Here is a 22,497-nt window from a genome sequence, read left to right on the forward strand (position 1 = left end):
AGTGAGATCGTGACCACCGGCGTGCAGCAGGTCGACGCACCCCGGCGGGCGCTGTCGCCCTCGCGCGCAGCCGACTTCATGCAGTGCCCGTTGCTCTACCGCTACCGGACGATCGACCGGCTGCCGGAGGCCCCCACCGAGGCCGCCGTGCGCGGCACCGTCGTGCACGCCGTCCTCGAGCGCCTCTACGACCTCCCGGCCACCGAACGCACCCTGGAACGGGCCTGCGCGATGGTGGAACCGCAGTGGCAGGAACTCCTCGACCGCGAACCCCGGGTGCGGGCCCTCTTCGGCGCCGACGCCGACCGCGACGACGTCGTCGCGGAGGCGCTCACGGGCTGGCTGGCCAGCGCCCGCACGCTGCTCGGCAAGTACTTCGACCTCGAGGACCCCACCCGCCTGGAACCCGAGGCCTGCGAGCTGCGGGTCGAGGTCGACCTCGAGAACGGCCTGGTGCTGCGCGGCATCGTCGACCGCCTCGACGTCGCCCCCACCGGGGAGATGCGCGTCGTCGACTACAAGACCGGCCGCGCGCCCTCCGAGACCTTCGAGACGAAGGCGCTGTTCCAGATGCGCTTCTACGCCCTCGTCCTGTGGCGCATGCGGGGTGAGGTTCCTCGGCTCCTGCAGCTCGTCTACCTCGGATCCGGTGAGATCCTCCGCTACGCCCCCGACGAAGGCGACCTGCTGGCCACCGAGCGCAAGGTGAAGGCCCTGTGGGACGCCATCGAACGCAACCGGGCAGCGGGCGACTGGCGCCCGAAACCGGGACGGATGTGCTCGTGGTGCAACCACAAGGCGATCTGCCCCAGCTTCGGCGGGACGCCCCCGCCGCTGCCGCTGGAGACCCCCGTGGTGCGCGAACCCGTCGAGGTCCCGGGACTGGACGAGTAGGCCGACCGGTCGGGCGGGCACCACCGTCACAGGTCGCGGGTGAACCGCCCGAACCGCTCGACCGCCGCGGGGACGTCCCAGCTGTGCCAGGCACCGGCCAGTTCCTCCGACACCGCACCCGGTACCTCGCGCACGATCCGCTCCGCGGCCCGGGTCATGACGGGGAACGTCTGCTCGCCGACCACGGCCAGCACCGGCAGTTCCCTCCCCAGGAGTTCGCCGAGGTTCCCGCTCGCGGCCCACACCAGCGACTCACCGTCGGCGCGGTAGGCGGGAGCCTGGGCGACGAACTGCGGGTAGAACGGCATCTGCTCGAGGCCGGCGCGGAACTCCGCCGGCATGTCCCGCACGTACTCCGCCGCCGCCGCGGCGAGCTCCCCCACGTCGAGGAGACGGGTGACGTCGTCGTGCCAGCCCTGCACCTTCGCCAGGTCCTCCTGCTCGTCCAGGGGTGCCTCCCACAGGACCAGCCCGTCGACGGGTACGCCCCGCGCGGCGGCCGCCAACGCGATCGAAGAGCCGGAGGAGTGCCCGACCAGGACGGCGTGACCACCGACCTCCTCGACCAGGGCGGCGACGGCGGCGAGTTCGCGGTCCAGGGTGACGTCACCGGTCGCGGGGCTCTCACCGCGCCCGACGCGGTCGTGCACGACGGTGGTGAACCCCACCTCCGCCAGACCCCGGGCGGTCGCGGTCGTCTGCGGATCCATGGCGCGGTACGGCCCGGCGCCGGCGACGAAGACGATCGCCGGCCCGCTCCCGTACCGGTCGAAGCAGACGAGGTCGCCGCGGTCCGTGGTGAGGTCGCTCATGCCACTGCGACCCGCCGCGCCGCGGGAACTCATCGGTCGTCCCCCTCGACCGGGCTACAGGGTGTCGAGGACCCGCCCCGCAGCGATCGCCCCCAGGGCCGCGACGTCCACCTCGGCCAGCGACGCCACCCGGCTCCGCCCCGCCGCCGCGGGGATGGGCACCATGTGCGGGCACGCCAGCACGTGCGCCCCGGCCGCCTCCCCCGACGCGACACCCGTCGGGGAGTCCTCGATGGCCACGCAGTCCCCCGGCGCCACCCCCAGCAGCTCCGCCGCCCGCAGGTACGGGTCCGGCGCCGGTTTGCCCCGCTCCACCTCGTCACCCGCCACGACGACCGCGAACGCGCCCGGCAGCATCCGCGCCACCGTCTCGGCCAGGCTGCGGTACGACATCGTCACCAACGCGCACGGCACCCCCGCCGCCGACAACGCCCCCAGCAGCTCCACCGCGCCCGGCCGCCACACCACCGCGGCGCTCACCTGCGCGATGACCGCCTCGATCAGCTCGTCCACGACCACGACCGGATCCAGCCGGACCCCCGTCGCGCGCTCGACGTGCTCGGCCAGGACGCGCCCCGAATCGGGCAGCGCACTCCCCACCAGCTGCAACGCCTGCTCGTGCGTCCAGGTCGCGCCGTACCGACCCACCAGCGCCGTCTCGGCCGCGATCCAGTGCGGTTCGGTGTCCACGAGGGTCCCGTCCATGTCCCACAGGACAGCGGCGGGAACGGGCGCGGGTGTCGTCATGTCGGGCTCCATCGGTACCGGAGTCTAGGGTTGACCCGTGCCAGAGCAGCGTGTGGTCCTGCGCGATCCCGTCGTGATCGCGGCCTTCGAGGGGTGGAACGACGCCGGCGAGGCCGCCAGCGAAGCCGTCGCCCACCTGCACGAGGTGTGGAACGCCGTCGACGTCATGGAGTTCGACACCGAGCTCTACCACGACTTCCAGGTCAACCGGCCGACCGTCCACTACGACGAGAACGGCCGACGCCAGCTCACCTGGCCCACCACCCGCGTCTCCTACGCCCTGCTGCCCGACGCCCCCCGCGACGTCCTCCTCGTCCGCGGCATCGAACCGTCGATGCGCTGGAAGACCTACGCCCGCGAGGTCGTCGAGCAGGCCCAGGCCCACGGCGCCTCCCTCGTCGTCACCCTCGGCGCGCTCCTCGCCGACGTGCCCCACACCCGCCCGCTGCCCGTCACCTCCAGCAGCGAAGACCCCGACCTCGTCGAGAAGCTCGACATCGAACCCGCCCGCTACGAAGGCCCCACCGGCATCGTCGGCGTCGTCCAGGACGCCGTCGCCACCGCCGGCATCCCCTCCATCTCCCTCTGGGCGGCCGTCCCCCACTACGTCGGGCAGCCACCCTCGCCCAAGGGCACCCTCGCCCTGCTGCGACGCGTCGAAGAACTCCTCGACCTCGCCGTCCCCCTCGGCGACCTCGTCGAGGACTCCCGCGCCTGGGAACGCGGCGTCGACGAACTCGCCGCCGAGGACAGCGAGATCGCCGAGTACGTCCAGCAGCTCGAAGAGGCCAAGGACACCGCCGACCTCCCGGAAGCCTCCGGCGAAGCCATCGCCCGCGAGTTCGAGCGCTACCTCCGCCGACGCGACGACCCGCCCCGCCGGGGCTGAGCGCGTCGCACAACGTGAGCAGAACGGGTGAACCGAGGCGATCCGCGTACTCAGCGTGATCAAGTGCGGCACCATGACGGGAGCTGTGCGGAAGAGCCGCACACCATCGTGAAAGGGCTCCCCGTGGGTTTCGTGGACGCCGTCAAGTCCTGCCTCCGCCAGTACGCGACGTTCTCCGGCCGGGCTCGCCGCTCCGAGTACTGGTTCTTCCGGCTCTTCTACGCCCTGGTCTTCATCGCCCTCTTCATCGTGCTGCTCGTCGTCGCCGGGGTCGCCGGGGGCATCGCCGGAGCCACCGGCTCGGACTCCGTCGGCGCCGGCGGAGGCATCGCGATCATCCTCGTCTACATCCTCATCCTCGTCGTCGCCCTCGGCCTCTTCATCCCCTCCCTCGCCGTCGAGGCACGACGCCTCCACGACGTCGGTCGCTCGGCCTGGTGGATCCTGCTGACCTTCGTCCCCGCCGGCAACATCGTGCTGCTCGTCTTCGCCTGCCTGGACTCCATCCCGGGCCAGAACGCCTTCGGCCCCAACCCCAAGGGGATCGGCGGCGGCTACCCCCCCTACCCCGGCCAGCCCGGTGGCCCGGGGCAGTACGGACAGCCCGGCCAGTACGGTCAGCCCGGCCAGTTCTGACCTGAGCACGGCGCAGGGGGTGACCACGTCGGCGTGGTCACCCTCTCCCACGTCCCCAGGGCACGCCATGATGAGTTCGACCTGAACGCACCGAAGCACCGAGGAGGCCCCGTGCCCTGGCGGTTGGAGACCCCACGCGTCCTCGTCGTCGACCTCGACGGGTCCAAGGGCAGCGCCGTGCGCGCCCAGACCGGCTCGATGGTCGCCTACGAAGGAGACGTCCAGTTCAAGAACGCCGGCATGGGCGGCGGCGGCGGACTCCGCGCCGCCCTCAAGCAACGCGTCACCGGCGAACACCTCTCCCTCATGGAGGTCACCGGCCGCGGCACCGTCCACTTCGCCGTGAACGCCGGCTACCTCCTCCTCCTCGACCTCGCCGGCGACGTCCTCAAGGCCGAGTCCGAAGGCCTCCTCTGCCTCTCCGACAGCCTCAAGACCGACGTCACCTTCACCGGCCTCCAAGGCGCCTCCAGCGGCCAGGGCCTCTTCACCACCACCGTCACCGGCCACGGCCAGGTCGCCCTGCTCTCCCTCGGCGGCCCACCCATCGCGCTGCGCGTCAGCCCCCAGTTCCCCCTCGTCGTCGACCCCGACGCCTACATCGGCGCCGTCGGCAACGTCACCCAGTCCTTCGTCACCGACGTCTCCTGGCGCAACCTCGTCGGCGAGAGCTCCGGCGAAGCGTTCTCCCTGCGCTTCGAAGGCCAGGGCATCGTCTACATCCAGCCCGAGGAGCGCTGATGGGCTTCACCAAGGTCACCTCCAAGGTCGTCCTCGCCGAGGTCCGCCCCGGCCAGGAGGTCCTCGCCCGCCGCGGCGCCATGCTCGCCACCACCGGCACCATCGCCTTCTCCCCCGTCGTCGGCGGACCCGGCGGCGGCGCCTACGGCGGCGGGATCGCCTCGGCGCTCGCCCGCGGCATGCAGGGCGAGGCCGTCCCGCTGATGGTGGCCGAGGGCAACGGCTCCGTCCACTACGGCTACCACGGCCACCACGTCACGGTCGTCGACCTCGACGGGTCGCAGTCGATGTCCGTCGAGGCGGACCGGTTGCTCGCCCACGACGCCGGCATGTCGAGCTCGGTCGTGTTCCTCGGCCAGCAGGGCGGCCTGCGCGGTGCCGTCCGCGGGGCCGTGACGGGCCAGGGGTTGTTCACGACGCAGCTCTCCGGACGGGGTTCCGTCGCCGTCCTCTCCCACGGCGGGACGTTCGCGCTGAAGGTCGGCGGGAGTCGCCAGGTCGTCGTCGACCCGCAGGCCTACGTCGCCCACGTCGGCAACCTCCGCCTCGACGTCGCGGCGGCGGTGTCCTGGCGCGACGCCGTCGGACGCGGGTCGGGTGAAGGCGTGCAGCTGAAGGTGTCCGGCGAAGGAACCGTCTACGTCCAGGCGAGCGAGGAGAAGCTGTGAACCCGACCCCGCTGGACCCGCAGACGCTGCCGGACCACGACAACCTCCCGGACAACCCCTACGCCTACTGCGTGAAGCTCACCGGTCCGTTGTTCATGCAGACCGGCACGATGATCGCCTACTACCCCGTGGGCGGCGGGACGATCCGCTTCGAACCGCTGACCGCGACGTCGATGACGGCCATGGTCGCCAGCCACTTCTCCTCACCCCTCTACAGCCGGGACTGGGTCGTGGCCAACGGTCAGGGGCACGTGATCCTGGGCGACCGCGGGTACGACATCAACTCCTACGACCTCGACGAGGGGAACCTCACCGTCCGCGCCGCGAACCTGCTCGCCTTCGACGCCGGGCTGGAACTCAAGGAGTCCATCATCCCCGGGTTCCTCACCCTGCTCGGGACGGGCAAGTTCCTGGCCAGTTCCTCGGGACCGGTCATCTTCGTGGAACCGCCCGTCCGGGTGGATCCCGAAGCCCTCGTGGGGTGGGCCGACTGCCCCGCCCCCTCGCAGCACTTCGACGCCGGCTGGATGGGGCACTTCCTCGGCGCCGCACGGGGAGCGCTGTTCGGGACGCGGTCGGGCGAGGAACGCCAGTACGACTTCACCGGCTCCGGGACGGTCCTGCTGCAGAGTTCCGAGCGGATGCTCGAGGACCCGCAGGTCGTGCGCCGACTCGAGGCCGAGGTGCGTCAGCTCGGCCCGAACCAGCTGCAACACCTCTCCGGGGTCATCCAGTCCCAGATCCAGCAACAGCGGCAGTGAGCCCGCGGGTAGGTTCGACCGGGTGATCGACCTGCCGGAACTGCTGCGCACGCACCCCGTCCTCGACGGGCACAACGACCTGCCCTGGCGGATCCGCGAGGAGTTCGGCTCCGACCCCGCCGCCGCGGGACTCGCGGCGGGCCGGCCGGTCCTGCACACCGACATCCCCCGGATGCGCGCCGGCGGGCTCGGCGCGCAGTTCTGGTCGGTGTTCGTCCCCTCGGACTGGGAACACCCCGCCGCGGTGACGGCGACGTTCGAGCAGATCGACGTCGTGCGGCGGATGGTGACCACCCACCCCGACGTCTTCGCGTGGACCCCGACCGCCGCCGACGTGCGCACCGCGATCTCCGCGGGACGCATCGCCTCGTTGATCGGCGCCGAAGGTGGGCAGAGCATCGCCGGTTCCCTGGGGGTGCTGCGTGAACTGCGCCGGGCCGGGCTCGCCTACCTGACGTTGACGCACAACGACAACACCGCGTGGGCGGCCTCCGCCACGGGAGAACCGGTCGACTTCGGCCTCACGGACTTCGGACGGGACGTCGTGCGCGAGATGAACCGCACCGGGGTCCTCGTCGACCTCTCCCACGTGCACGAACGGACCATGCACGACGCTCTGGACGTCACCACCCGCCCGGTGATCTTCTCGCACTCCTCCACCCGGGCCGTCACCGACGTCCCGCGCAACGCCCCCGACGCCGTCCTGGAACGGTTGCGGGACAACGGTGGCGTCCTCATGGTCACGTTCGTCCCCGCGTTCGTGAACGCGTCCTGCGCCGACCACCGCGCCGCGGCCGCCGCGGAACAGGCACGCCTCGCCCTGAGCGGCGCCCCCTACGGCCCCGTCGGTGCGCAGGAACCCGTCGCGGACTTCGCCTCCTGGCTGGAGCGCAACCCCCGTCCGCGGGCGACCGTGGCCGACGTGGCGGACCACGTCGACCACGCCCGCGAGGTCATGGGCGCCGGGCACGTCGGACTCGGCGGCGACTACGACGGCACCGACGAACTCCCCGTCGGCCTCGAGGACGTCTCCGGGTACCCGAACCTGCTGCGGGAACTGGCCGACCGCGGCTGGTCCGCAGCGGAACTCGCTGGTCTCACCAGCGCCAACGCGCTGCGCGTCCTGGAGGAGGCGCAGGACGGCACCAGCGTCGACTGAGCCCCGACGTCAGGGCAGGACGACACCGAGCAGGGCGGAGACGGTGCGACGCACCAGGTCCGGCGCCTCGGCGTCGTCACCCGGCTCCGCCGTCGCGGCCTCGACCCACGCGTCGACGGCCGCGACCGCACCCGGCGCGTCGAGGTCGTCGGCCAAGCGCGCACGGACCGTGGCGAGGAGTTCCTCGGCCGCGGGTCCGCTCGCCGCGGAGACGGCGGAGTTCCAGCGGGCGTACCGCGCCTGGGCCTCGGCCAGGACCTCGTCGGTCCACTCCCACTCGGCGCGCCAGTGGTGGGCGACGATGGCCAACCGCACGACCGCCGCCGGTACCCCCGCGGCGACGAGCTTCGAGACGAGCACCAGGTTCCCCTTGGACTTGCTCATCTTCTCGCCGTCGAGGGCCACCATCCCCGAGTGCGCGTACGCGCGGGCGAAGGGACGTGACTCCGGCCGCAGCAGGTGCGCGTGGGCCGCGCCCATCTCGTGGTGCGGGAAGACGAGGTCGCTGCCCCCGCCCTGGACGTCGATCGGCATCCCCAGGTGCTGCAGGGCGATCGCGGTGCACTCGATGTGCCAGCCGGGACGGCCGCGTCCGAGGACACCCCCGTCCCAGGCGGGTTCACCGGGACGTTCGACGCGCCAGAGCAACGGGTCCAGCGCGTTCCGCTTGCCCGGACGCCGCGGGTCGCCGCCCCGTTCGGCGGAGAGTTCCAGCATGGTCTCGAGGTCGTAGCCGCCCACGGTGCCGAACGCCACGTCGGAGTCCACCGGGAAGTACACGTCGCCGTCGGGGCCGCCGTCCACGCCCGCCACCCGGTAGGCCGCGCCGGCGGCGAGGAGGTCGCGCACCGCGGCCGAGACCAGGTCGACGGCTTCCACGACACCGAGGTACTCCTGCGGCGGGACGACCGACAGGGCCGTCATGTCCCCGCGGAACAACTCGATCTGGGACAAGGCCAGGTCGCGCCAGTCGACGCCCGTCGCCTCGGCCCGCTCGAGCAGCGGGTCGTCGACGTCGGTCACGTTCTGCACGTAGCGGACCTGCAGGCCCGCGTCCCGCCAGGCCCGGCCCAGCAGGTCGAAGGCCACGTAGGTGTTGGCGTGCCCCAGGTGCGTCGCGTCGTAGGGCGTGATCCCGCAGACGTAGAGCGTCGCCGTCCCCGACTCCGGGCCGACGGGCACGAGGCCGCCGCTCGAGGTGTCGTGCAGGAGGACGCGGGGGCCCCGACCGGGGAGGGTCGGGACTTCGGGGACGGGCCAGGAACGCACGGTCCGAACCTACCTGGCCCGGGAAACGCTCAGAACGGCGGCCACGGGATCGTGCGGTGACCCCGCGCCCGGGGCAACCGGTCCGCCTGCAGCAGCTGCTCGATGCGCTCGAGGGTCGCGACGACCTCCTCGACGCTCAGGAGCTCACCCAGCAGCGCTCCGAGGGAGCCGTTCAGGTCGGCCAGCAGGCCGGCGAGGACCTCGCGCTCCTCGGCCAGCAGGTGGCTCCCGCCGAACCCCCAGAGGACGGTCCGCAGTTTGGGTTCCTCGTGGAAGGTCAGACCGTGGTCCACCCCGTGGACGGCCCCCGACCAGCCGGGCAGCACGTGCCCGCCCTTGCGGTCGGCGTTGTTGAGCACGACGTCCAGGACGGCGATGTGCCGCAGTCGCAGGTCGTCGGCGTGGACCAGCGCCACCGGGCGGCCCGCACCGTCCTCGGCCTGCAGCACGGTGTGCCAGCCGTCCGCCACCCGGCGCGGCGCGACGATGTCGATGAGGCCCGCCCCGGCCGACGGCAGCACCACCTCATCGGGGTCGGCGGGTTCTGCCCCGTCCTGCTGCAACCAGAGCTGGACGGAGCCCGGACCGAGCGGTCCGTCGCGGAACACGGTGGGGGGCACCACGTTCCAGCCCGTCGCCGCGGACACCGCGTACGACGCGACCTCACGTCGCGCCAGTGTCTCGTCCGGGAAGTCCCACAGCGGACGCTCCCCCGCGACCGGTTTGTAGACGCACGCGAGTTCGCCCTCTGCGCCGTCGACGACGGCGTAGAGCGTCGCGTTCGAGGCGTCCACGAGCCGGCCGCGCACCTCGATCTCCCCCGCCACCAGCCGGGCCAGGGCGTCCTGCTCGGCGACGCCCGCGAACGTCCCGTTCAGCGTCGGTACCCGTTCGCGCGCGGGCAGATGTGCCCGACGGGATCCAGCGGACCCGCGCAGAACGGGCACGGCGGACGACCGGCCGCGACGAGGGCCAGGGCCCGGGTGGCGAAGGCCCGTGCCGTCGTCCCGTCGAGCGAGACCCGCAGCAGGTTCCGGTCCGGGGTCAGGTCCGGAACCTCCGGGTCCACGTCCTCCTCCGACGCCTCGAAGCACTCGATGACCACGACGTCGCGTTCGCCGTCCCAGGCCAGGCTCATCGTGCCGACCCGGAACTCCTCGTCGATGGGGACGTCGAGCGGGGCGGTGTCCTCCGACCCCGCGGCCGGCATCGCGGGAACGGGAGCCTGACCGCCGGAACGGCGCACGATCTCGTCGAGGAGTTCGCCGACACGTTCGGCCAGGGCGGACACCTGCGTCTTCTCCAGCGAGACCGACGTGAGGCGCTTCCCGCCCCGGGCCTGCAGGAAGAACGTCCGGGCCCCGGGCTCGCCGACGGTGCCCGCCACGAAGCGTTCGGGCGGGTCGTACTCGTACACGGGCATGGTGGCGACCCTACGCCGCGCCGGTGCTGCCACCGACGACCGCGTCCGAGGACGCCTCGGCACGCTTGCCCGCACGTCGGGTGCGCTTCTTGGCCGGGGCGAAGCCGGCCAGGTCGCCGCCGGAGTCGTTCATGCGGATCACGAACGGTCGCAGTGGTGCGTAGCGGATGACCGACACCGAGCACGGGTCGGCGGAGATCCGCTGGAAGAGGTCGAGGTGCATGCCGAGGGCGTCGGCCAGGATCGCCTTGATGACGTCCCCGTGGGTCACCGCGACCCAGACCGCGTCGTCACCGTGCTCGGCCGCGACACGGGCGTCGTGTTCACGGATCGCCGCCACGGCCCGGTGCTGCATCGTCGCCAGTCCTTCGCCCTCGGGACCGGGGAACACCGCGGCGGACGGGTGCGACTGCACCGTGCGCCACAACGGCTCCTTGGCCAGGTCCTTGATCGCCTTCCCGGTCCAGTCGCCGTACTTGCACTCCCCCAGCCGGTCCTCGGTGAGCACGTCGGGCCGCGGGCCGGACGGCCCGTCGAGGGAGCGGAGCTCGCCGGCGGTCTCCTGGCAGCGTTCCAGCGGTGAGACGACGAAGGAGGCCACCGTGACCGGGGCCAACCGTCGCGCCAGCGCCTGCGCCTGCCCCCGGCCGACGTCGTCGAGGTGCACGTCGGGGGTCCAACCGGCGAGGACGCCGGCGGTGTTGGCGGTGCTGCGGCCGTGGCGGACGAGCAGGAGGGTCGGCACCCCCCCAGCTTATGGGCTTCGCCGTGTGTGTCAGTCACGGCGATGCGGGCCAGTCGGGCGTGCGCATTGGCTCCGGTAACTGAATTTCCCAAGCTGTTGGTCGAGCCAAAAGACCGTGACGGGGGCACGATGTGCTCGTGATCGTGGACGTGGCCACCTACCAGGACGGCAAGCGCTCAGAGGTGGGCGGTCTCACCGCCGGCCTGGACTCCTGTCGGGACACCGACGACGGGTTCCTCTGGGTCGTGCTCCAGGACCCCACCGCGGAAGAGCTGTCAGAGGTCGGCAGGGAGCTGCACCTGCACCGCCTCGCCGTCCAGGACGCCGTGACCGGGCACCAGCGCCCGAAGGTCGAGCGGTACGGGGACACGGTCTTCGTGGTCCTGAAGGTCCTCTCCTACTTCGACGAGACCTCCAGCGTCGAGACCAGCGAACTCATGATGTTCGTCGCGGAGCGCTTCGTCGTCACCGTCCGCCGCGGCGACACCGGGCCGGCCTACGACGTCCGGGACACCGTCCAGCGGGACCCGCACCGGCTGAAGCTCGGTCCCAAGGCCGTCATGCACGCCGTGATGGAACACGTCGTCGGCGAGTACACCCGCATCGACGACGAGCTCGAACGCGACGTCGAGCAGATGGAGGAGCAGGTCTTCTCCCCCGACCGTTCCTCCGACGCCCAGCGGATCTACTCCCTCAAACGGGAGGTCCTGGAGGTCCGCCGCGCTGCGGTGCCCCTCGTCGCCCCGCTCAAGGCCCTGGTCAGCGACGACCACGAGCCCGAGCACGAGACCGGGCACCACGTGCTCGACCAGCAGGCGCGGTTCGTCCTGCGCGACGTGCTGGACAACCTGACCCGGACCGTCGAGCACGTGGAGAGCTACGACCGCCTGCTCACCGACATCCTCAACGCCCACCTCGCACAGGTCTCGGTGCGCCAGAACGACGACATGCGCAAGATCTCGGCGTGGGCGGCCATCGCCGCGGTCCCGACGTTGGTGGCCGGCGTGTACGGCATGAACTTCCAGCACATGCCGGAGCTCTCCTGGCGCTACGGCTACCCCGGCTGCGTGCTGTTCATGGTGGCCGTCTGCTTCGGTCTGTTCCGGGTGTTCAAACGGTCGGGCTGGTTGTAGGAACCAGCCCGACCGTCGGGATCGTGCGTCAGGAGCCGCCGGGCGTCAGCTCCAGGTGAGGACCAGCTGGGGGCGCAGGTTCGCGTCCTTGTTCTCCCTCGACCACAGCCACAGGCTGTCGACGCCCAGGGCGTCGACGGCCAGGCTCTGGGTCTTGCCGAGGACGGGGGTCAGCGGTGCGACGTCCAACGCGACGTCGTAGGCGGAGTTCACCTTCGCGCCGGCCGCGACCTGGCCGAGCAGGACACCGGAGGCGGGAACCTTGTTGTTCCAGTTCATGCTCTGCTCCTTCCAGCTGTTGGAGGCGAGGCGGACCTGGTGGGCGTTGGCCGAGGCCGACAGCGGGTCGGAGGCGGTGTGGACGCGCAGGGTGGCTCCGGTGAGCTTCTTGCCGGCCGGGGCGGTCGGCAGGTCGAAGCGCAGGTAGGCGCGGGCACCGGGGCGCGAGACCAGCAGCGGGTCGCTGCCGTACTCGGTGCCGGGGGCACCCTCGTTGGCGTAGGTGTCGGCGATCGGAGCGAGGGTCGTGGTGGTGGGCTTCGACGCGGGTGCGGCGGGGGCGGTCGTGACGGGGGCCGGGGTCGTCGGGGCCGGAACCGTGGGGGCCGGGGTCGTGGGACGGGGCGACGCGGGAACGGTCGGGGTCGTGGACGGGGCCGGGCTGCCGACGGCGACGGTCGAACCCTCGCGCCGGCTGGAGGCCGCGACGTAGTGCAGGTCCTGCACCGAGGGCGAGCTGGTGACGGCCTTCGGCGAGGTGACGGCGGCGACGGTGCTGGCGCCGCGGGTCACGACGGCCGAGACGGTGCCGGTGGTGAGCGGGACCACGCAGGTGTCCACCCCCGCGTCGACCTGGCAGGAGTGCTTGGTGCCGCCGACGGTGACGGTCACGGTGCCGGGGGCGGTGAGGAAGGTCGTCGCCTCGACGGTGTCCTGGGCGCCGGTCCCACCGCGCAGCCGCATCGTCTTGCTCTGCGCGGTGGTCTGCTTGGCCGACACGGACTGGGTGCGGTGGGTGACGTAGACGGTGTCGCGCTTCACGGCCGGGGCGGAACCCGTCTTGAACCAGGACACGTAGTAGGCGTTCATGTCCAGGAACGACCAGCCCTGGTCCACCGACGGGGCGATCTGGCTGCCCTCGGTGTAGTCGTTCCAGGTCGGGATCTGCACCCAGTCGGCACCGGTGTTGCGGGCGATCGCCCAGGTGTTGCGGAGGTTCTGGGTGTTCGCCGCTTCGTCGTAGATGCCCTGGTTCGGACGCTCGTCCTGCACCGAGACGGGCTGCATCCACTTCAGGCCCAGGTTCTCGACGGCCTTCGCGCGGGTGGTCGGGGCGGCGGCGGCGTCGGTGGAGTTCCAGGCGGGGTTGCGCGAGCCCCAGTTCGAGACGCCGTACGCGATCGACTTGAAGGAGCTCAGGCTGCTGCGCTCGTCCAGCGACAGCGGGAAGAACGCGACCGGCTTCTGGTACTTGGTCTTCATGGTGGACATGAAGTCGCTCCACCAGGCGGCGTTCCGGCTGTCGGCGTGGAACGGGGCGACGACCAGGCGACCGTCGGCGAGGCGGTGCGCGGCGGGACTACCGGCCAGGTCGGCCATCGCGGCGGCCAGGGTGTCCGGGGTGGCGGAGGATCCACCGGCGGTCATGTCCGGCATCAGCAGGATGGTGAAACCGCCGACGTTGGCGGCGGCCTGGAGCAGCAGCTGCTGGTTCGCGTACAGCGGGCTGGTCTTGTTGATCGACAGCAGGTCCACGCTGAAACCGTCGATGCCGGCCGACTTCGCCTGGCGCACCTCGAGTTCGAAGTTCTTGAGCTTCCAGTCGGAACCGGACTGCTTGGCGACCGGGAGGGGACGGTCGCGCAGGAACCCGCCGTAGGCGGCGTGCTTGCCGCTCTCACCGGTCGGCGTCAGGTAGTTCCGGGCGTAGTAGTCGTTGGCCGGGTCGGCGTTGTCCAGCGAGAGCGGCAGCGACGGCATGTAGTGGGCGAAGACGAGCTTCCCGTGAGCGGCGGCCGCGGAGGCCGACGGCATGTCGAACGGGAGGACGTCGTTCGTGGTGAACGCGCTGGCGCTGGTGCGGTCGCCGGTCGCCGCGGTCGCCGTGGTGGCGGTGACGAGCGGGACGAGCGTCGCGGTGGTGACGGCGGTCGCACCCAGCAGCGCGGTGAGGACGCGCTTGGTGCGGGTGGTGCCGGTGCGGAGCTGGGGGGACAGACGCATCGGGGGTTCCTCCGAGGTGGGGGTGTAACGAATCTCTGACCGGTTTCGATGTGCGGTGAACTACTCAGAACTTCGGGTCCCCCCACGGGCCCCTTTAGCTGGTCGGCGCGGTGCGACTGCGCGTGACGATCTCCCACGTCCGGCGTTTCCGGTTCCGGGTGCCCCCGGCCTCTGCTGGGCCGAACGGGTGAAGGATCTCGCTCTGCGTCAGGAAACGGCGGTCGCGTAGATCGTCTCGAGGCGGGTGGTGACCGCCGCCATCGAGAACTGCGAGTGTGATGTGCGCCACGCGGCGCTGCCCGCGGCGGCCAGTGCCCCGGGTCGGGTCAGCAGGTCGCGCACCGCGTCGAGCAGGTCGGCGGGGTCGGGACCGACGACGGCGCCGGCCCCGGCGGCCGCGATCGCGGGGGCGAGCCCGCAGTCGTCCACGACCACGACGCCACGGCCCGCGGCCATCGCCTCGAGCACGGCGACGGGGAACGGTTCGGCCACCGAGGGCAGCACCACGAGCGAGGCGGCGGCCAGCCGGTCGGCGACGGCGGACGGCGCCAGCGCCCCCTCCCACCGCAGCCGGGGGTCGGCGGCGGCCGCCACGACGCGGCGGACGGCCGGCCCCTCCCCCTCGTCGGGTCCCACGAGAGCGAAGTCGGCGTCGATCCCCTCCCCCAGCAACGCGGCCGCCGTCGAGGCGAAGAGCGCCGGACGTTTGCGGGCCACGAGCCGGCCGAGGAAGAGGACACCGGGCCGGGCCGGCAGGGGCGGCACCGGGTCGACGTCCGGGATGCCGTTGGTGAGGCGCTGCCACCCCGGACCCGCGGGGACGAGGGCGCGCAGCCCCGCCTCCTCGGCGGGGGTCAGGTGCAGGACGGCGGCGGCGCGGCGCAGGACGGTGCGGGTGGCCAGGGCGTCGAGCGGGCCGGCCAGCGGGTGCGCGCTCGGGACGACCATGCCGTGGGGCTGCAGCACCAGCGGGGTGCCGACGGCCAGGGCGAGCCGGGCCACCGGCAGGGTGACGAGGTCACGGGCGAGGTGGACGTGCACGACGTCGGCCCAGCGCAGCGCCCGCCGGGCGTCGGCGACCAGCGCGGGCGAGGTCAGACCGCTGAACCCGGCCCCGGGCAGCACGCCGTGGAGGCGGTGGGCCCGCAGCGGGGTGCCGCCGAGCTCGGTGGGCGGGGCGCCGGGGTAGCCGCGGGCGCCGGCGAGGACGCGGACGTCGTGGCCCCGGGCCCGCAGGGCGGACGTCTGGTGGGTCGCGACCGCGACCGGTCCCCCGAACGCCCCGTCCGGTGAGACCAGCGTCAGCACGTGCAGGACGCGCACCGGCTCAGCGCCCCGGTTCGATCGCCTGCGGGGCGAGGACGGTGGCGCCGGCCGGCACGTCGCGCACGACGAGGGCGCAGGCCCCCACGACGGCCCCGCTGCCCACGACGACCCCCCGCAGGACGGTGGCCCGGGCGGCGATCCAGGCGCCGTCGCCGACCTCGATGGGCGCGTTGTCGAACTCGAAGGTGGGCGAACGGTGGTCGTGGCTGCCCGTGCAGAGCAGCACGTCCTGGGAGATGCAGACGTCGTGCCCGAGGACGACGGGTTCCAGGTTGAGCACCCAGGCGCCCTGACCGATCCAGCTGTCGGCCCCGACGGTCAGCTTCCAGGGCCAGTGCACGCGCACCCCGTGCCGGATGAGGACCCCCGCACCGATGCGGGCCCCGAACGCCCGCAGCAGCGCGACCCGCAGGGCGGCGGGGCACCACCACCGCACCACGACGAGACCCGAGACGAGCTGCCAGGCGATCTGCCACAGCGGGCCCCGGCCCTTGTCGTAGCCGGCGCCGGTGAAACCGGACAGCCGCCGGATCACGCCACCGGCTCCAGGGCACGCCGGTACCAGTCGTAGGTCGCCGCGACGCCGTCGGCCAGGGGGGTGGACGCGCTCCAGCCGAGGGCGCGCAGCTTCGACACGTCGAGCAGCTTGCGCGGGGTGCCGTCGGGCTTCGACGCGTCCCACTCGATCCGGCCGCGGTACCCGGCGACCCCGGCGACCATCCCGGCGAGTTCGGCGACCGTGACGTCGGACCCGGTCCCGACGTTGACCGGGTCGGGGTCGTCGTAGTGGCGCAACAGGAAGAGGCACGCCTGCGCCAGGTCGTCGACGTGCAGGAACTCCCGGCGCGGGGTGCCGCTCCCCCAGCACGTGACCACGGGGACGTCGTCGCGTGCGGCCTCGTGGAACCGGCGCAGCATCGCGGGCAGGACGTGGGAGGCCTCGGGGTCGAAGTTGTCGTGGGGGCCGTAGAGGTTGGTGGGCATCGCGGAGATCCACGGCAACCCGTACTGGCGACGGACCGCCTGCACCTGCAGGACACCGGCGATCTTGGCGATCGCGTAGGCGTCGTTGGTGGGTTCCAGCGGCCCGGTGAGCAACGAGTCCTCGCGGATGGGCTGCTCGGCGAACTTCGGGTAGATGCAGGAGGAACCCATCAGCAGCAACCGCGGCGTCCCGACCGCGACGGCCGCGTCGAGGACGTTCACCTGGATCCGGAGGTTGTCGGAGAGGAACTGGGCCGGGAACGTCGAGTTCGCGCCGATGCCGCCGACCTTGGCGGCGGCGAGCACCACGACGTCGGGCCGCACCTCGTCGAAGAACCGGTCGACGGCGGGGCGTTCGCGCAGGTCGAGTTCGCCGGAGGTCCGCACGACGAGGTTGCGGAACCCCTCGGCCTCCAGCCTGCGCAGCACGGCCGACCCGACCAGTCCGCGGTGACCGGCGACGTAGACCGTCGACTCCGGGTCGAGGGGCCACCGTCCGTGACCAGTGGGGGCGTCCATGGCTCGAAAGGTACAGGTCCGGTGACCCGTTCGGCAGACAGATGTCCCTCCTGGATGATTGTATGCTCACTACGAGTGACCAGGCAGTCCACGGGGGGCGACGGATGCGCAAGATTGCGCTCATCACGGGCATCACGGGTCAGGACGGCTCCTACCTGGCCGAACTGTTGCTGGAGAAGGGTTACGCGGTCCACGGGCTGGTGCGGCGGTCGTCGTCGTTCAACACCGCCAGGATCGACCACCTGTACCAGGACCCGCACGACCCGCACGCGCGGTTCTTCCTGCACTTCGGGGAACTGACCGACGGCTCCCGGATGGTGACCCTGCTCGACGACATCCGTCCCGACGAGGTGTACCACCTCGCCGCGCAGTCGCACGTGCGCGTGAGTTTCGAGGAACCGGAGTTCACCGGCGACACCACCGGGCTCGGCACCACGCGCATCCTCGAGGCCATCCGCATGATCGGCCTGCAGTGCCGGTTCTACCAGGCCTCCAGCTCGGAGATGTTCGGCGCCACGCCACCTCCGCAGTCCGAGGTCACCCCGTTCCACCCGCGCAGCCCCTACGGCGCGGCGAAGGTCTACGGGTACTGGATGACGCGCAACTACCGCGAGGCGTACGGGATGTTCGCGGTGAACGGCATCCTCTTCAACCACGAGTCCCCCCGGCGCGGTGAGACGTTCGTCACCCGGAAGATCGCCTCCGCGGCCGCCCGGATCGCCGCCGGCAAGCAGGACACCCTCTACCTCGGCAACCTCGACGCCGTCCGCGACTGGGGTTACGCCAAGGAGTACGTCGAGGGCATGTGGCGGATGCTGCAGCAGGACCGACCGAGCGACTACGTCCTCGCCACCGGGGTCGGCACCTCGGTCCGGGAGTTCGCGCAGAACTGCTTCGAGTCGGTGGGCCTGGACTGGCGCGACCACGTCGCGCACGACGAGCGCTACGAACGGCCCGCCGAGGTCGACGCGCTCATCGGTGACCCGTCCAAGGCCCGTCGCGAACTCGGCTGGAGCGCTACCGTGCAGGCCACGGAACTCGCGCAGTTGATGACCGAGGCCGAACGGCGCGCCCTGGTGTCGCCCGTCGCCCGCTGAGGAGGAACCCCGCCGATGCCCGGCAGCACGCAGCGCACCCGGGAACTGGTGGGGACCGCGGAACCGGAGCACGACTCCTCGAGCGCGGCGCTGGCCTTGGGCGCCGCGGTCGTCCTGGGCGTCGTCGTCCCGCTGCTCGTGGTGCGCTTCACCCCCGACCCGGCACCGGCGGACACGTTGTGGCGCTGGGCGATCGCGTTCACCGTCCTCGTGGGGGCGCGGCTCGGCTGGGTCGTGGTGACCGCCCCGCGACGCCTGTTCGAGGTCGTGTTCTGGATCTTCGTGTACGTCTTCCTCGCCCTGGCCCCGGTGGTCCAACTGCGGTCGGGACAGCACCCCGGGACGACCCCGCGTCCGCACGTCGAACTGCACGCTCAGGCGCTGCTCGCCGTCGTCGTGGGTACCGCGGCCGTCGCGCTCGGGATCGCCGTCGGCCGGCGACGGCGGGTGGCTGCGCGCCTCGGTGAGGTCCCGCGACGGCGGGCCGTCGTGCTCGCGGTGCTCGCGCTGCTGCTGTTCGGCTACTACACGTGGAAGACCGGGTTGCCGGCGATGTTCGCGGCCCGGGACACCCGCAGCGCGGCCGCCCTGGCGGCCTGGCCGGACCCGGCTGTCAACGCCGTCGTCCGCTCGTTGGCGACGTTCCCGCTCGTCGTCGCGTTCGTGGCGCTCGTGCGGATCCCGGCCCGCCGCGGCCTGCTGCTGGTGGTGGGGGCCGCGATCGTCGTCTCCATGAACCCGATCTCGAGCCCGCGCTACGTCGCGGGGACGGCCGGGCTCTCGGTCGTCGTGGCGCTGGGGGCCATGGCGACCAGAGCCCGGGCCCGCGCCTTCGGTCTGGGTTTCGTCGCCGCGCTGCTGCTGCTCTACCCGGTGGCCGACGCCGCCCGGCGGGTCGTCGCCGAGGTGAACACCCGCGGCGCGCTGCCGCCGACCCTGGACGTCATGACCTCGGGCGACTTCGACGCGTTCGAGCAGATCACCAACGCCGTCTGGTACGTCCGCGACCTCGGGTCGACCGACGGACGGCAACTCCTCGGCACCGTGCTGTTCTGGGTCCCGCGGGCCTTCTGGCCGGACAAACCGACCGACACCGGGATCCTGCTCGCCAACGCCCGCGAGTACCGCTTCAGCAACCTCTCGGCGCCGTTGTGGGCGGAGTTCCTCGTCAACGGCGGGTTCCTGCTGCTGGTCGTGGGGATGCTGCTCGTCGGTTACGTCGTGGCCCGCGCCGACGCCGGCGCCGACCTCGGCTTCCGCACCGGGCGCCGGCCCGTGCTGGCGGTCGTGATGCCGTTCTACTTCGTCATCCTGCTGCGGGGTTCGCTGTTGCAGGCCATGGCCGGGTTCCTCGTCATCCTGGCCTGCGGACTCTTCGTCGAGTCGACCCGCCGGGCCGGGCCGACCGGCCCGGCGGGTCGTCACGTGCTGCTGCTCGACCGACCGGTCAGCTGAACTGCAGGTCGAGGACCGGCCGGGCGTCGACCCGGCTCTGCTCCCGGGTCCACAGCGTCAGGTTGTCGGTGCCCGAACCCCGGATCGCCAACGTCACCGTGGTCCCGGGGGTCAGCGCCCCGGGGGTCAGCACCACCGCGAACGACTGCTCGGGGGTCGTGCCGCCCGGAACGGTGCCGAGCACGACGGAACCCGACACCGGCTTGTTCCTCCAGGTCAGCGTGCTCTCCCCCCAGTTCCCCGTCGCCAGCCGCACCGACGCGGTGTCGGTCGAACCGGCCAGCTTGTCGCTGGAGGTCCGCAGGCGCAGGGTGGCCCCGGTCAGCGTGGTCCCCGCCGGAGCCGCCGGGACGTCGAAGCGGAGGTAGGCGATCGCCCCCTGGTCCCCCCGCGACGTCATCTGGGTGCTGGTCCCGTAGTCGGTCCCCGGCGAACCCTCGTTGGCGAAGGCGTCGGCGGTCGGGACGAGGTTGACCGTCGGAGCGCCCTGCTGCAGGGTCACCGCGACCTCCGGGGAGGCGGGCGAGGTGTTCCCCGCGGCGTCCTTCGCCGTGACGCGGTAGTACCAGGTCCCCGTCGCCGGGTCGTCGGTCGCCGTCGTGGTCGTGGGGTTCGCGACCGCCGTAGCGGCGGAGGGGGTGAAGCCCGACGTTCCGGAACGGTGCACGACGTAGCTCGTCACGCCGACGGCGTCCGTGCTCGGCGTCCAGGTCAGTCGCACCTGGTCCCCCTCGACGGTCGCCGTGGGCGTGCCCGGCACCGTGGGCGGGGTGGTGTCGGTCGGGGCCGCACCCCGGGCGATCTCCACGTGACGGGCGACCTGCGCCGCGGACAGCGCCTTGGCGTAGTAGGCCGTCTCGTCGAGGGACCCCACGAAGCTCGTGTTCGTCGGCTTGTCGGGCCAGGCCGTCGAGATCGTGTCGCCCCCCACCCGCCAGTACCCGGAGACGTTCTGGTTGGTCGTCGTCGAGTTCGAGGAGACCTTGGCCCCGTCGACGTAGAGGACCATCCCGGACGAGCCCTGGGTCGCGGCCACGTGGTGCCACTGACCGTCGTTGTAGGACCCGGTGGTGGAGAGGGTGACGACCTTGCCGCCGGCGAGGACGCCGAAGACGAGCCGCCCGGAGTTCGTCATGTACACGTGCTTGTCGTTGCTGCTGGAGTTCAGCGTGCGGCGGTCGCCGAACCCCATGATCTTCCCGCCGGCCGTGGTCGTCGTCTTGAACCACGTCTCCTCGGTGAAGGACTTCGGGGCCGCGTAGCGGACCTCGGAGAAGATGGTGCTGCCCCCACCGTTCAGCGTGCGCGCCGTGCTCGGGTCGTCGCCGACGGCCCCGGGAACGCGGAACGTGGCGCCACCGTTGAGGGCACCGCTCTGGTTGGCGATGCTGTCGGAGACGAGGACGTCACCCGCTTCGTCGTAGCGCCAGAGGAACACCGCACCGTCGGCGCGGACCTGCTCCGCGTAGGCCGACGTGGTGCCGCGCACGGTGATCCCGCGCCAGTCGGTCGTCCTCGTGGTGTTGCCGTCGCTGACCTCCACCCGGTACCTCGGGGTGGAACCCACCGTCAACCCGGAGTCGAGCACGGTGGACTGCGGCCGGTTCCAGAACCACGAGGTGGCACTGGTGGTGGCGATCGGGGCGGTGGTCCCCTCGCGGTAGACGCGGTAGGTGAGGGTGGAGTCGTCGAGGTCGAGGGATCGTCGCCAGGCGACGCGCACCTGCCCCGGCGCGGGGGACGTCAGCAGGAACGGGGTCGCCGAGGGCGCGGCCTGTTCGGGACCGCTGCCGAACCGCGTGATGCTCTGCTGGGCCACCCCGTTGACGTTGGTGAACTCCCCGACCCCCCACAGGACCGCTCCGCGGGAGGCGGTCTGGGCGATGGTGATGGCGCGCGGCCCGATGTGCTCGCCGATGCCGTCGTCGGTGTTGGGGAACCACGACAGCAGACTGGGTTTGTCCCCGGTCTGGGTGGTCTCCGCGAGGAAGTGGTAGCGCTGCTCGTCCGGGTAGGCGCTGATCGGGCGGCAGTCGTGCGCGTGCGAGGCGCTGTAGAGGACACCCTGGTAGACCGCGACGGCCTGGGTCGCGCCGAGGCAGCCGTCGCGCCAGCGTTGCGTCCAGGTGTCCCAGTCGACGGCGAAGCGGCCGTCGAAGGACCCCGTTCCGTACCCCTCGTTGGCGACGTAGAACCCGGTGGCGTCCACCGCGATCGCCTTGACCCGTGAGGAGGCGGGGACGTAGGCGGGCGTGAAGCGGCGGACCGCCGCCCCCGTCGTGGCGTCCACCACGACGAGCCCGTGCGAGGCCGCCCCGGTCACGTTGTCGAAGAGCCCCCCGAGCACCACCTGGCCACCGGAGGGACGCAGGGCGAGGGCCAGCACGTCGTTGTCCAGCGCAGGGTCCCAGGCCGTGAGCGTTCCGGGGGCGGTGGTTCCGACGGCGGCGGTGACAGCGGTGACGGCGGCCGCCTTCGAGCGCACGGCGGCGCCCACCTTCGTGAACGAGCCCCCGAACCAGACGGTCCGGGCGTCGGTGACGATGCTGCGGACGGGACCGTCGGGCAGCGGGGCGAACGCCGTGATCAGGGTGCAGCTGGGGATGTCGATGGCGGCGAGCTGCTGGCGGGGCGTGCCGGAGACGGTGTCGAAGCTGCCGCCCACGTAGAGGGTCGCGCCGTCCGGGGAGACGGCCAGCGCGCGGACGGTGGCGATGCCGTTCTTCAGGGTGAACGTGGGGGCGCAGGCCGTGGGCTCACCGGTGGCGGCGTCGAACACGGCGAGGTTCGTGCGGGGTTGCTCCCCCGTCCCGGCCGGGGACCCGGGTGGGCGGATCGAGGTGAACGTCCCGCCGACGAACACCTGACCCCCCGCGTTGGCGACGGCCCAGGCCACCCCGTTGGCCTGCCAGCTGGGCAGGGCCGCGGCGCCGAAGGCCACGGGCGCCTGGATCGCGGAGGCCGGGGTCACCGTCGCGACCAGGACGGCCGCCACGACCGCGAGCGCCGGCAGGAC

General features: G+C 72.2%; 21 protein-coding genes. 10 read left to right on the plus strand and 11 right to left on the minus strand.

The genetic code is table 11. The features are described from left to right. Positions 1–9 precede the first annotated feature (9 nt). Positions 10–894, plus strand: coding sequence for a PD-(D/E)XK nuclease family protein (locus SJY07_RS01100; protein ID WP_328296084.1), 885 nt, complete (start codon positions 10–12; stop codon positions 892–894). Between the two features lie 26 nt (positions 895–920). Here SJY07_RS01100 and SJY07_RS01105 read toward each other — a convergent pair whose 3' ends face one another. Both SJY07_RS01105 and SJY07_RS01110 read right to left on the minus strand, forming a co-directional pair. Then, a complete protein-coding gene (locus SJY07_RS01105; RefSeq protein WP_380156424.1) occupies positions 921–1,739 on the minus strand; it encodes an alpha/beta fold hydrolase in 819 nt (272 codons plus the stop codon). Between the two features lie 21 nt (positions 1,740–1,760). Next, on the minus strand, positions 1,761–2,453 hold the full coding sequence (locus SJY07_RS01110; protein WP_380156426.1) for an HAD family hydrolase: 693 nt from the start codon (positions 2,451–2,453) through the stop codon (positions 1,761–1,763). Between the two features lie 37 nt (positions 2,454–2,490). Between SJY07_RS01110 and SJY07_RS01115 the strand changes: the two genes are divergently transcribed. The 6 genes from SJY07_RS01115 (at position 2,491) to SJY07_RS01140 (ending at position 7,307) form a co-directional block, all read left to right on the plus strand. Then, positions 2,491–3,342 (plus strand): PAC2 family protein, encoded by an 852-nt coding sequence (locus SJY07_RS01115; RefSeq protein WP_328296081.1) that lies wholly within the window; start codon positions 2,491–2,493, stop codon positions 3,340–3,342. A 123-nt stretch (positions 3,343–3,465) separates the two neighbouring features. Next, positions 3,466–3,978, plus strand: coding sequence for a DUF805 domain-containing protein (locus tag SJY07_RS01120; RefSeq protein WP_380156428.1), 513 nt, complete (start codon positions 3,466–3,468; stop codon positions 3,976–3,978). A gap of 111 nt (positions 3,979–4,089) precedes the next feature. Beyond that, positions 4,090–4,719: an AIM24 family protein gene (locus SJY07_RS01125; RefSeq protein ID WP_380156430.1), complete on the plus strand. Its 630-nt coding sequence runs from the start codon at positions 4,090–4,092 to the stop codon at positions 4,717–4,719. After that, positions 4,719–5,387: an AIM24 family protein gene (locus SJY07_RS01130; RefSeq protein WP_380156432.1), complete on the plus strand. Its 669-nt coding sequence runs from the start codon at positions 4,719–4,721 to the stop codon at positions 5,385–5,387. Before SJY07_RS01125 ends, SJY07_RS01130 begins: the two co-directional genes overlap by 1 nt. Beyond that, entirely contained in the window at positions 5,384–6,148 is a 765-nt protein-coding gene (locus SJY07_RS01135) for an AIM24 family protein (protein WP_380156434.1), read from the plus strand. The genes SJY07_RS01130 and SJY07_RS01135 overlap by 4 nt, the downstream gene beginning before the upstream one ends. Positions 6,149–6,170: 22 nt before the next feature. Then, positions 6,171–7,307 carry a dipeptidase gene (locus SJY07_RS01140; protein ID WP_380156436.1) on the plus strand — a complete coding sequence of 379 codons (1,137 nt, stop codon included), beginning with the start codon at positions 6,171–6,173 and terminating at the stop codon, positions 7,305–7,307. A 9-nt stretch (positions 7,308–7,316) separates the two neighbouring features. Here SJY07_RS01140 and mshC read toward each other — a convergent pair whose 3' ends face one another. From mshC to SJY07_RS01160, 4 genes are read right to left on the minus strand one after another with little or no spacing between them, the layout of a single operon-like run. Further along, the gene (gene mshC / locus SJY07_RS01145; RefSeq protein ID WP_380156438.1) at positions 7,317–8,576 is read right to left on the minus strand and encodes a cysteine--1-D-myo-inosityl 2-amino-2-deoxy-alpha-D-glucopyranoside ligase; all 1,260 of its coding nucleotides are present in this window, start codon (positions 8,574–8,576) and stop codon (positions 7,317–7,319) included. Positions 8,577–8,605: 29 nt separating this feature from the next. Further along, positions 8,606–9,454: an SCO1664 family protein gene (locus tag SJY07_RS01150; protein ID WP_380162080.1), complete on the minus strand. Its 849-nt coding sequence runs from the start codon at positions 9,452–9,454 to the stop codon at positions 8,606–8,608. Beyond that, entirely contained in the window at positions 9,451–9,999 is a 549-nt protein-coding gene (locus tag SJY07_RS01155) for a DUF3090 domain-containing protein (RefSeq protein ID WP_328296073.1), read from the minus strand. Before SJY07_RS01155 ends, SJY07_RS01150 begins: the two co-directional genes overlap by 4 nt. Before the next feature lie 10 nt (positions 10,000–10,009). Beyond that, positions 10,010–10,744 carry a histidine phosphatase family protein gene (locus SJY07_RS01160; RefSeq protein ID WP_380156440.1) on the minus strand — a complete coding sequence of 245 codons (735 nt, stop codon included), beginning with the start codon at positions 10,742–10,744 and terminating at the stop codon, positions 10,010–10,012. Between the two features lie 137 nt (positions 10,745–10,881). Between SJY07_RS01160 and corA the strand changes: the two genes are divergently transcribed. Continuing rightward, a complete protein-coding gene (gene corA, locus SJY07_RS01165) occupies positions 10,882–11,877 on the plus strand; it encodes a magnesium/cobalt transporter CorA (RefSeq protein ID WP_328296071.1) in 996 nt (331 codons plus the stop codon). 45 nt (positions 11,878–11,922) lie between these two features. Here the strand turns inward: corA and SJY07_RS01170 are convergent, their stop codons facing one another. From SJY07_RS01170 to SJY07_RS01185, 4 genes are all read right to left on the minus strand, one after another. Then, complete coding sequence (locus SJY07_RS01170) at positions 11,923–14,100, minus strand: endo-1,3-alpha-glucanase family glycosylhydrolase (RefSeq protein WP_380156443.1); 2,178 nt, start codon at positions 14,098–14,100, stop codon at positions 11,923–11,925. Positions 14,101–14,307: 207 nt separating this feature from the next. Further along, positions 14,308–15,423 carry a glycosyltransferase gene (locus tag SJY07_RS01175; protein ID WP_380156445.1) on the minus strand — a complete coding sequence of 372 codons (1,116 nt, stop codon included), beginning with the start codon at positions 15,421–15,423 and terminating at the stop codon, positions 14,308–14,310. A 4-nt stretch (positions 15,424–15,427) separates the two neighbouring features. Continuing rightward, a complete protein-coding gene (locus tag SJY07_RS01180; RefSeq protein WP_328296068.1) occupies positions 15,428–15,961 on the minus strand; it encodes a putative colanic acid biosynthesis acetyltransferase in 534 nt (177 codons plus the stop codon). Beyond that, a complete protein-coding gene (locus SJY07_RS01185; protein WP_380156447.1) occupies positions 15,958–16,929 on the minus strand; it encodes a GDP-L-fucose synthase family protein in 972 nt (323 codons plus the stop codon). The genes SJY07_RS01180 and SJY07_RS01185 overlap by 4 nt, the downstream gene beginning before the upstream one ends. 104 nt (positions 16,930–17,033) lie before the next feature. On the opposite strand from SJY07_RS01185, the gene gmd reads away from it, so the two are divergent. Both gmd and SJY07_RS01195 read left to right on the plus strand, forming a co-directional pair. Continuing rightward, a complete protein-coding gene (gene gmd / locus SJY07_RS01190) occupies positions 17,034–18,026 on the plus strand; it encodes a GDP-mannose 4,6-dehydratase (RefSeq protein WP_380156449.1) in 993 nt (330 codons plus the stop codon). Between the two features lie 15 nt (positions 18,027–18,041). After that, entirely contained in the window at positions 18,042–19,481 is a 1,440-nt protein-coding gene (locus tag SJY07_RS01195; protein WP_380156451.1) for an oligosaccharide repeat unit polymerase, read from the plus strand. Here the strand turns inward: SJY07_RS01195 and SJY07_RS01200 are convergent. Then, a complete protein-coding gene (locus tag SJY07_RS01200; RefSeq protein ID WP_380156453.1) occupies positions 19,474–22,476 on the minus strand; it encodes a LamG-like jellyroll fold domain-containing protein in 3,003 nt (1,000 codons plus the stop codon). The genes SJY07_RS01195 and SJY07_RS01200 overlap by 8 nt on opposite strands. Positions 22,477–22,497 lie beyond the last annotated feature (21 nt).

The sequence above is a fragment of the Kineococcus sp. R86509 genome, from assembly GCF_042466365.1.
Lineage (GTDB): Bacteria > Actinomycetota > Actinomycetes > Actinomycetales > Kineococcaceae > Kineococcus.

Bases quoted from the DNA above. Each gene is read 5' to 3' on its own strand.
- SJY07_RS01105 (WP_380156424.1), bottom strand. From the start codon at position 1,739: ATGAGTTCCCGCGGCGCGGCGGGTCGCAGTGGCATGAGCGACCTCACC.
- SJY07_RS01110 (WP_380156426.1), bottom strand. From the start codon at position 2,453: ATGACGACACCCGCGCCCGTTCCCGCCGCTGTCCTGTGGGACATGGAC.
- SJY07_RS01130 (WP_380156432.1), top strand. From the start codon at position 4,719: ATGGGCTTCACCAAGGTCACCTCCAAGGTCGTCCTCGCCGAGGTCCGC.
- SJY07_RS01155 (WP_328296073.1), bottom strand. From the start codon at position 9,999: ATGCCCGTGTACGAGTACGACCCGCCCGAACGCTTCGTGGCGGGCACC.
- SJY07_RS01170 (WP_380156443.1), bottom strand. From the start codon at position 14,100: ATGCGTCTGTCCCCCCAGCTCCGCACCGGCACCACCCGCACCAAGCGC.
- SJY07_RS01185 (WP_380156447.1), bottom strand. From the start codon at position 16,929: ATGGACGCCCCCACTGGTCACGGACGGTGGCCCCTCGACCCGGAGTCG.
- gmd (WP_380156449.1), top strand. From the start codon at position 17,034: ATGCGCAAGATTGCGCTCATCACGGGCATCACGGGTCAGGACGGCTCC.
- SJY07_RS01195 (WP_380156451.1), top strand. From the start codon at position 18,042: ATGCCCGGCAGCACGCAGCGCACCCGGGAACTGGTGGGGACCGCGGAA.